Origin of the sequence: Streptomyces kunmingensis (genome assembly GCF_039533535.1) — a bacterium.
Taxonomy (GTDB): Bacteria; Actinomycetota; Actinomycetes; order Streptomycetales; family Streptomycetaceae; genus Streptomyces; species Streptomyces kunmingensis.
Genome location: NZ_BAAATS010000030.1, coordinates 409858 through 415958 on the forward strand (window position 1 = coordinate 409858; position 6101 = coordinate 415958).

Sequence of the window (6101 nt, forward strand, 5' to 3'; positions counted from 1 at the left end):
GAACACATCCCGCCACCGACAACGTGCGCCGCCAGGGACTCGAACCCCGGACCCGCTGATTAAGAGTCAGCTGCTCTAACCAACTGAGCTAGCGGCGCCTGCTGACAGGAAAATAGTACCTGGTCCGAGGGGGTGCCTGCGACCAAGATCGCGGGGTGGGGGCGTCAGGGAGCGGGGAGCGGCGCGGCCCGCCCCTGCTCCCGGTACCGCCCGGCCAGGGCCTCGTACGCGTCGGGGGTCAGCCGCCGGTACGTCGCCTCGCCCGGCGGCCGCCACCACAGCTCGCCCCCGCTCCAGAACCCTTCGCGGCGCAGCTCACCGCGCCGCACTTTGTTGGTCGCCGTCACCGGCATCCGGTCCACGACCCGCACGAAACGGGGAGCCATCTTCGTCCCGAGGTCGTCCTGGGTCAGCAGGAACTCGCCGAAGGCCAGCGGATCGAACCCGGCACCCGCGCGGGGCGCGAGCGTCGCCATCACCTGGTCCCCGGAGACCGGGTCGGGGACCCCGTACACGGCGACGGCCGCGGCGTCCGGCCAGCGGGCGAGGATGTTCTCGATCATGGCGGGGGCGAGGTTCTCGCTGTCCACGCGGATCTTGTCGTCGCCGCGCCCGGCGAAGTAGAGGAACCCGGCCGGGTCCCGGTAGAAGAGGTCGCCGGTCCAATACCAGCCGTCCCGCCGGATGCGCTCCGCGTACGCCGCGTCGTTGCGCCAGTAGCCCTCGAACGATGATCGTCCGCGGTTCACCAGTTCCCCGATCGCGGCGTCCCCGTTGATGAGCCGGCCGCCCGGGTCGAAGACGGCGGGCGGGCACTCGGCTCCCGTCCCCGGGTCGAGCACCACGAGGTCGTCGCCGGGTGCCGCGCGGCCGATCGCGCCGGGCGGGGTGTCGGCGGTGCGCTGCACGGCGGCGCCGCCCTCGGAGGATCCGTACCCCTCGACGAGCCGCACCCCGAAGCGTTCCTCGAACCGGGCCGCGTCCACCGCCCCCGCCTCGGTGCCGAAGCCGACCCGCAGCGGATTGTCCCGGTCGTCGGGCCGCTCGTCCGTCGCCAGGATGTACTGGACGGCCCGCCCCACATAGGTGAAGTACGTGGCCCGGTACCTGCGTACGTCGTCCAGGAAGCGGGACGCCGAGAACCGCCGTGCGAGCGCCACGCCCGCCCCGGCGGCCATGGCGGGAGCCCAGTCGGCGATGACGGCGTTGCCGTGGAAGAGCGGCATGCAGATGTAGTGCACGTCGTCCGCGCGAACGCCGAAGTGGGAGGCCAGGGACTGCCCCGCGGCGGCGAGACGCCCCTGCGTGCAGATCGCCGCCTTGGGGGCGCCGGTCGACCCGGAGGTGAAGTAGAGCAGCATGCGGGTGCCGGGCCCGACCCCCACGGCGATCACCGGTTGCGCGCCCTCGTACGGGGCGAGGAGTTCGGCGTACGCGCCGGTGTCGGTGACCAGGACGCGGACCCCGGGCAGTTTCAGACCCTCGAGGAGCGGCAGCCGGGCCCGCTCGGTGACCAGGACCCGGCACTCGGTGTGGGTGATGTCGCGGGCGAGTTCGGCGCCGCGCCGGGTCGGGTTGAGGCCGGCGACGGCCGCCCCGGCGAGTGCGGCGGCGCTCAGCCACTGCGGGAACTCGGGGGTGTTGTCGAGCAGCACCCCGACGTGCGGTTCGGCGCCGCGCGGCAGCAGATCGGCGAGGAGCGCGGCCCGCGCGGCCGCCCCGGAGGCGAGCTGGTGGTGGCTGAGGACCTGATCCTCGTACGCGAGCCCGGGCCGGTGGTCGCCCCAGCGCTCCTGGACGAGTTCCGCGAAAGTGCGCGTCGTCAATCCCATGGCGGCGCACCATAATTGACGCGCCGTCAGAAGTGGAGAGTGGTGAACGGCCGATCCCCCGCCGGGCACCTCCGCACGCCGCCCCGGGAACGGGACGGCGTGCGGGCGGTGTGCGCTCAGAAGGTGACGTCCGAGCACGCGTAGAAGGCGTTCGCCGTGTCGGCGATCGTCCACACCGCGAGGATCACGTGGTGGCCGGACTTGCCGGTGGGCAGGGTGCCGGAGTGCGAGAGCGTGGCCGGCGGCTGGCCGCTGTAGGGCACCGTGAGGAACGGGGTGGTGTTCAGAGCGGCGCGGGTGAGCGGCTGGCTTTCGTTCCAGCCGTTCTTGGTGACGTAGTAGCGGAAGTCCGTGGTGGAGTGCCGGGCGGTGAACTGCCAGCGGAACGTGTAGCTCTGGCCGCCCGTCACCTTGGTGGTCGGCCAGGCCGAACCGTTGGGCTGCCGGGCCGAGTTGAGCTGCCCGAACTCGCCGTGGTTGCCGGAGCAGATCTGTCCGTCGGCGGGGCCCGAGGCCGGGAAGCCCTTGGGGCCCTCGACGCTCTGCGGCTCCCACTGGATGTTGCCGCAGTTGGCGACGGTGCCGTTGGCGCAGAGTTTCTGCCGGCTGATGGGGAGGTCGGTGTAGCCGTGGCTGCTCGCGCCGCCCGCCGAGAGCGCGAACGCTCCTACGGTGGTGAGGCCGAGCAGAGCCGCGTAGATCTTCTTTCGCATGCTGCCGCTCCTGGGGATGTGGGGAGTACCGGAAGCCGTGCGCACAGCGGTGACGAGCGTTTCAGGTCTAGACCAACCACCAATGTATGGCCGAGAGTTGGCCGTGTCCATACAAAGAATTGGCCCGCACCCGACACGGCGAGCACCCCGACACGACGTGCACCCCGGCACCACCTTCACCCGACCATCGCCTTCACCCCTGCCCCGAGTCCCGGCTCTCCCTGGCCGGGACCGGCCGCGCCCCGGTGATCACCGCTCACATCCCGGTCGTCACCGGCCCGTCACTCACCCCTCCCCGTGTAGAACGCCACCGTCAGATCCTTCACGAGCGCCTTGCGCTCGTAGTCGTCCAGGTCGACCAGGCCCCTGGTGGTCAGCCGCGTCACCGTGTCCTCCACCGAGTCCACGACCGAGGTGAGCACGCTGTCGCGGTGCTGCGCGTCCAGCGCCGCGACCCGCCGGCGCCGCATCACCGCCGCCACCTCGGGCGCGTACTCGATCCGCGTCGGCTGCGCCGAGAACACCTCGATGCCGACCGGCCCGACGTCCGCGGCCAGCCGCCGGGTGAGCAGATCGCCCACGGCCTCCGCGTTGCGCAGGGTCGGCGTGCCCGCGTGGGCGGAGGTTCCCTCGGCGGTGGCCAGGGGCGCGTCGGCGGGCAGCTGCGACAGGACCCGCGCCAGGCCCGCCTCGACGCACTCGCGCAGATACTCCTCGTGGTCCTCGACGCCGAGCGTCGCCCGCGCCGTGTCCCTGACCCGCCACACGACGAGTACGACGACGCGCAGCGCGACCCCGTTCGCGTCCACCGCGGGCATCTCCTCGCTGCGCCAGTGCCGCAGGCGCAGGTCGACGCGGCGGCGCAACAGCAGCGGGTTGACCCACAGCAGCCCGGACCTGCGCACGCTCCCCCGGTACCGCCCGAACAGCGTGAGCACCCAGGCGCGGCCCGCCCGCCCGCGCGCGAGCCCCCCGAAACCGAACAGCGCGAGCGCGCCGGAGCCCGCGAGCGCCGCCCATTGGCGGACGCCGAGCCCGACACCCTCGTACCCGGGCAGCCCCGCGACCTCCGTCATGATCCGCGGCAGCATTCCGGCCCAGCCGAGGGACACGGCGGCGCCGGCCGCGCCCAGGGCTCCGCCGAACACCCCGAGTGCGCCGGGGAGCACCCGGCCCGGCCGCTCCCCGAGATCCGGTTCGACGACCGGTACGGATCTTGCCGGCGTACGCCGGTGCGGGCTCGGCGCGGGGCGGCCGCCGCCGGTACCCGTACCCACGACGGCCGGCCGCAGCGGCACGGCGACCGGGTCCGGGTCGTCCCGGAAGAGCAGATGCACGGGGATCTCGGTGGTCGACTCATTACGAATGACCCGGGTCCCCCGAAGCCCGAGCACCCCGGACACGCCCCCGACACCCCGCCACCCCGAGCCACCGGACTCACCTACCGGCACGGGCCCGCCCCCGGCATCCGGCTCGTCCATTGTTACGGTCCCGCCTGCGGCGCCGGCCTCGTTCTCCTGCGCGGGCGCACCTCCGGCGACGGGCTCACACACCAGGGCGGGCGCGCCCCCGGCAACGGGCTCACGCACCAAGACGGGCTCGCCCCCGGCAACGGGCTCATTCGTTGGTGCGGGCTCGCCCCCGGCAACTGTTTCGCTTCCCGCCACGGCCTCGCCTCCGGCGACGGACTCGCTCACCGCTACGGGCCCGCCCGCACCGCCGGACTCACCCGAGCCGGCGCGTACGCCCGCGCCGCCAAATCCGTCCGCGCCGGCGCGCCCGTCCCCCTCGCCGTACCCATCGACCCCACCGCACCCGGCCTCGTCCGCCCCCGGTGCCGGGCGGCGCCCAGAGGCCCGCCCGGGGCGTTCCGCCCGCTCCGTTTGTTCTGTCGTCGTGCTCATCCACGCCTCCGCACTGAGGTCCATGAGGTCCGTACTGGGATGTCGCCGTCTGCCGCTCTGCTCACCGCAGAAGCCGGCCCGCTCACGGGCCGGCTCACGAGAAGAGCCGCTGCCATGTCTCCGGGCCCGGATAGCCGTCGGCCCCGTTGCCCCGCCAGCCCTGGGCCCGCTGGAACGCCTCGACGTTGCGCCGGTCCGCCTCCCTCCAACGAGGGCCCGGCCCCTGGGTGTAGTACTTGCCGAAACCTTTTTTCACGAGCTGCTTGCCGAGCTGGGTGACATAGGAGTTGCTCGCGCCCGGCCGGAACTTCGCCGCCCCCGGGAACGCCGGCGCCCTGGTCCCCGTGGAACCGCCGCCCGGGATGTCCTTGCCCGTGCCGTGGACCAGGTACGACCACGTCGTCGGCCCGGGCAGGCCGTCCGCGTCCTTGCCGGTCCAGCCCTGCGCCTTCTGGAACGCCTGCGTCGCCCTGCGGTCCGCGTCGCTCCAGCGCGGGCTGGGCCCCTGCTCGTAGAACCGCTTTCCGCCGCGTTCCACGAGGAGCCGCCCGAGCTGCGTGACGTACGCGTTGTCCGCGCCGGGCCCGAACGACGCGACGCCGGGGAACTTCGTGGCCGCCGCGCTCGACCCCGACCCGGCGGTGCTGCCCGCCCTCACCCCCTTGTAGCGGTAGGCGAGATAACGGCTGGAGTTGCTCCAGTACGCGTACGGCGTGGACTGCCTACGGGTGCCGGGGCGGGTCTGCTCGTAGGCGATGTAGGAGGAGCGGGTGTAGTCGGTCCAGCCGCCGAAGATCGTGACGTGCGAGCCCTTCTCCGGGTTCGCGGGGTTGTGGAAGAGCAGGATGTCGCCGGGCTGCAGTTCCGCCTTGGTGATGCGGGTGCCGAAGGCGGCGAGACTGCCGGTCCATTCGTTGCCGGGCAGGTCCCAGGCCATGGAGACGTAGCCCGAGCAGTCCTGGCGGTAACCGTCCTTCCAGAACTTGTTCATGTCGTACGGGACCTTCGCCGCGACCCACGTCTTGGCGCGGTTGATGATCGAGGCCCGGGTCGTGGTGCGCAGGGCGGCCTGCTGCGCGAGATGTACGGTCTGCGCCGCGGTGCCGGGGGCCCCATGCAGGGGGCTGCTGCCGCCCTGTGGGGTCGTGGTCCCGTCGGGGCCGGGGTCGCCGGGTCTTGCCTCGTGATGTTCGGCCGCGGTCGCGGGGGTGAGCTGAAGGCCGCCGACGACGGTGCCCGCCGCCGCGGCGACGATCAGCGCGTGCCGCGCGCCGATCCTGGTCCGCACCGGATGCGGGACCGCGCCGCGCCACTGGACACAGCCCGCGCAGCCGCAGTCGTCCGCCGGGTCGATCTCCTCGAAGAACGGCGTCTCCATGCGATTCCCCTCACATTCCGGTGCCGGCCCTTGCACTGTTGAGCCACGTTTTCGCACGCCGAAAGCGTCTCAACTCTCCACGCAAATCGCATGTTGACGGTCCGAATGACGTAAATCGGCACAAATCGGCTCCGCCCTCGGCGCGTCGAGTGGTCAGGAGCACCCGGAGAGGTCGGGTAAAGTTGTGCAGGTCAGCACGCGCCGCTAGCTCAGTTGGTTAGAGCAGCTGACTCTTAATCAGCGGGTCCGGGGTTCGAGTCCCTGGCGGCGCACG

4 protein-coding genes and 2 tRNA genes are annotated in these 6101 nt (G+C 72.4%); 1 reads left to right on the forward strand and 5 read right to left on the reverse strand.

Annotated elements, in window-relative coordinates; genetic code table 11:
* Positions 1-24 precede the first annotated feature (24 nt).
* The 5 genes from ABD366_RS35170 to ABD366_RS35190 all read right to left on the reverse strand — a co-directional run bounded on the left by ABD366_RS35170 (position 25) and on the right by ABD366_RS35190 (position 5827).
* Positions 25-98, reverse strand: a tRNA-Lys gene (locus ABD366_RS35170).
* Between the two features lie 66 nt (positions 99-164).
* A complete protein-coding gene (locus ABD366_RS35175; protein ID WP_324770142.1) occupies positions 165-1832 on the reverse strand; it encodes an AMP-binding protein in 1668 nt (555 codons plus the stop codon).
* 116 nt (positions 1833-1948) lie between these two features.
* Positions 1949-2545: a lytic polysaccharide monooxygenase auxiliary activity family 9 protein gene (locus ABD366_RS35180; RefSeq protein ID WP_324770140.1), complete on the reverse strand. Its 597-nt coding sequence runs from the start codon at positions 2543-2545 to the stop codon at positions 1949-1951.
* 281 nt (positions 2546-2826) lie between these two features.
* Complete coding sequence (locus ABD366_RS35185; RefSeq protein WP_324770139.1) at positions 2827-4026, reverse strand: SPFH domain-containing protein; 1200 nt, start codon at positions 4024-4026, stop codon at positions 2827-2829.
* 517 nt (positions 4027-4543) lie between these two features.
* Positions 4544-5827, reverse strand: a complete 1284-nt coding sequence (locus tag ABD366_RS35190; RefSeq protein WP_324770137.1) for a peptidoglycan-binding protein — start codon at positions 5825-5827, stop codon at positions 4544-4546.
* A 198-nt stretch (positions 5828-6025) separates the two neighbouring features.
* Between ABD366_RS35190 and ABD366_RS35195 the strand changes: the two genes are divergently transcribed.
* Positions 6026-6099 (forward strand) — tRNA-Lys (locus tag ABD366_RS35195).
* Positions 6100-6101: the final 2 nt, after the last annotated feature.